The sequence below is a fragment of the Variovorax sp. P1_H2 genome (genome assembly GCF_056405295.1).
Window position 1 is genome coordinate 1 of record NZ_JBFUCJ010000239.1, and the last position, 3,368, is coordinate 3,368.

Here is a 3,368-nt window from a genome sequence, read left to right on the forward strand (position 1 = left end):
GGCCCAGGCCGACAGCGGGCCGGCGCCGGTCATCAACTTCGGGCCGATCAGCCTGGTCAACGGCCGGATCGATTTCTCCGACCTGTTCATCAAGCCCAACTACTCGGCCGACCTCACCGAGCTGACCGGCAAGCTGAGCGCCTTCTCGTCCAGGCCCCAGGGCGACAAGCCGGCCCTGGCCGAGCTCGAGCTGCGCGGCAAGGCCCAGCAGACGGCCTCGCTGGAGATCACCGGCAAGCTCAATCCGCTGGCCAAGCCGCTCGAACTCGACATCACGGCCCGGATGAAGGAGCTCGACCTGCCGCCGCTGTCGCCCTACACGATCCGGTTCGCCGGCCACGGCATCGAGCGCGGCAAGCTCAGCATGGACGTCAACTACAAGATCGCCCCCGACGGCACCCTGACTGCCGCCAACAAGCTGGTGCTGAACCAGCTGCAGTTCGGCGAACCGGTCGAAGGCGCGCCGGCCAGCCTGCCGGTGCGGCTGGCCGTGGCGCTGCTGGCCGACCGCAACGGCGTGATCGACGTCGACCTGCCGCTGCGGGGGTCGATCAACGACCCGCAGTTCAGCGTCGGCCCGCTGATCCTGAAGGCGATCGTCAACCTGCTCGCGAAGGCCGCCACCGCGCCCTTCGCGCTGCTGACCGGTGGATTCGGTGGTGGCGGCGGCGATTCCAGCACCATCGCCTTCGCCCCGGGCAGTTCGGAACTGTCCAAGGAGGCGAAGGACAACCTCGACAAGGTGGCCAAGGCGCTGAACGACCGGCCGGGCCTGCGGATGACGGTGGTGGGTACCTCGAGCCTCGAGAAGGAGCGCGATGCCTACCAGCGCCAGCGCCTGCGCGCGATGACGCAGGCCGAAAAGCGCCGCGTCGCGGTGCGGGCCGGCAAGGATGCGGCCGAGGTCGGCCCGGTCAGCGATGCCGAATACCCGGAACTCCTGACTGCGGTCTACAAGCGCTCGGAAATCACCAAGCCGCGCAACATGGTCGGATTGGCCAAGGACCTGCCGGTCCAGGAGATGGAAAACCTGCTCCTGGCCAGCATCGCGGTCGACGAGGAGTCGATGCGGCAACTGGCGGTGGAGCGCGGCGCCGCGGCACGCGACTACCTGCTGGCCCAGAAGCTGCCCAGCGAGCGTTTGTTCCTCGGCGCGGTGCGGACCAAGGCTGAAGGAGACGACTGGAAACCCGGCGCCGAACTGAAACTGGCGACCCGTTGACCCGCAGCGCCGCAAGTCGGTGAAAATGGAGCCATGCGCCGGCCATTGCCGGCGCCTCGCTTTTCCCTACAGATAACGATATTCGCTCAGTGACTTCAACTTCCTCCAAGCCTCACGACCTCCAGTCCCTCGACACCTTGACCGGAGGCGCCTTCACCGCGCCGACCTCGGGCGAGCGCGCCCAGCGCATCCGGGATTGGCTCGCGGCCAATCCGTCGCCCGAGCAGATGCAGGACGTCTTCAAGGAGCTGAGCGGGCGCGACAAGGGTGCCGCGCGGCTGCTGCGCGAGAAGCTCGACGAGCTCAAGCGGGCCAAGGGCCAGGAGGCGATGGCGGTCGAATGGACCCACAAGGCCGAGGCCCTGCTGGCGCAGCCGAAGCTCAATATCGCCGATGCGCTGGCTTGGCAGCGCGACGCCGCCAAGGCCGGCGCACCGCTGTCGCGCGAGCCGCTGGCGGGCCTGAAGGCCCGGCTGGCCGAGCGTGTGAAGGGCATCGAGGACCTGCAGCATCGAGCCCAGGTCCACCGCGAGGCTGCGGTGTTGCTGGCCCAGCGCTTCGAGGTGCTGTCGACCAAGAGCTGGCGCGATGCCCAGGGCGTCGAAGAGGCGCTGCGCGCGGATGTGGCCCACTGGCAGCAGCAGGCGGCCGAGATCGCCGCCGACCCGAACTGGAGCAGCCTCGACGCCCGTTTCGCGCCGCAGCTCGAATCCTCCAAGGCGCAGTTGCTGGTGGTGTCCGATGCGTTCAACGACGCCCTGGCCCTGGCCGTGGCCGCCGCGGCGGATGCCGCCGCGCCGCTGCCGCCGGTGCCGGTCTGGGCCGACGAGTTGCGGGTGGCGCGAGGCGGCACGCCCGAGGCCGCACCGGCTGCGCCGCCCAAGCCGGCCGCGCCCAAGGTCGATCCCGAAAAGCGCGCCCTGGCGCAGGACGCAGTCCAGTCCGTGCTCGCCAAGCTCGAGCAGGAAACCGCCGAAGGCCATGGCAAGGCCAGTGCCGGTGCCGCGGCTGCGTTGCGCGCGGTGCTCAAGGAGCACGGCAAGCTGGTCGAGCCGCCGCTCGAGGCCCGGGTCCATGCGGCGCTGGTGGCGGCGGGCGAGCTCGAAGGCTGGCAGCGCTGGAGCGCCGACAAGGTGCGCGAAGACCTGGTTGCCAAGGCCGAGGGCCTGCTCAAGCGGCCCGAGGGCCAGGCGCTGGGCGGCCGCAAGATGCAGGAAACCCTGCGCGCCCTGCGCGAGCAGTGGAAGCAGGCCGACCAGGGCGGCGTGCCCAACCACGCCCTCTGGAAGCGCTTCGACGAAGCCTGCAACGAAGCCCACAAGGTGGTCGAGGCCTGGCTCGAGAAGGTTCGCGCCGATGCGGCCGAGCACCGTGCACTGCGCGCTGCGTTGATCGAGGAGGTCAAGGCCTGGGCGGCCGAACATGCGCAGGCGACCGACCTGAAGGCGCTCAACCGCGCGCTGCACCAGTTCGCCGATCGCTGGCGCGACGCCGGCCATGTCGGCGAGAAAGTGTTCGCCGAACTGCAGGCGCAATGGAACGAGGCCTTCGGTGCCGCCCGTGCGCCCTTCGAGGCGGCGCAGAAGGCCAGCGTCGAGCGCCGCCAGGCGATGATCGCCGAGGCCGCCGAGCTCGGTGCGGCGCCGATGCTGCGGATCGACGCCGTCAAGGCGCTGCAGCAGCGCTGGCAGCAGGAGGCGCAGTCGGTGCCGCTCGATCGCCGCCACGAGCAGAAGCTCTGGGACGCTTTCCGGGCCCCGATCGACGAGGCCTTCAACCGCAAGACGGCCGAGCGCGAGAAGGCCTCGGCCGCGATGAGCGAACATGACCGCCATGTCCTGAACGCCTCCAAGGCGCTCGAGGCCGCCAACAGCACCGGTGACGCCCAGAAGATCCGCGCGGCGGTGGCACAGCTCGAAGCCGCGTTGCGCGGCGAAGCGCCGCCGCCGGCGCCCCCGGCTGCCGCACCGGTCCAGGCCGCGAATGCCGACGGTCCCGCGGTGGGCGCGACCGAGGTGGTGGCGCCGGGCCAGGCCGCGGCCGAATTCGGCGAGAGCGCCGAGCAGGCGCCCGGGCCGGAGGACGCCGAGGCGCTGCCCACCGCCGAGCGCGCCGATGCGCCCGCCGTCGACGGCCTGGTGGCGCC

Annotated in this window: 2 protein-coding genes; both read left to right on the forward strand. The window is 70.8% G+C overall.

Going from position 1 to position 3,368, the window contains the following annotated elements; genetic code table 11:
* A partial coding sequence (locus AC1D2E_RS35250) for a DUF748 domain-containing protein (protein ID WP_478201699.1) occupies positions 1-1,222 on the forward strand: 1,222 nt, incomplete at its 5' end.
* Positions 1,223-1,311: 89 nt separating this feature from the next.
* Positions 1,312-3,368 (forward strand): DUF349 domain-containing protein (locus AC1D2E_RS35255; RefSeq protein WP_478201700.1); only part of this gene is annotated, 2,057 nt, incomplete at its 3' end.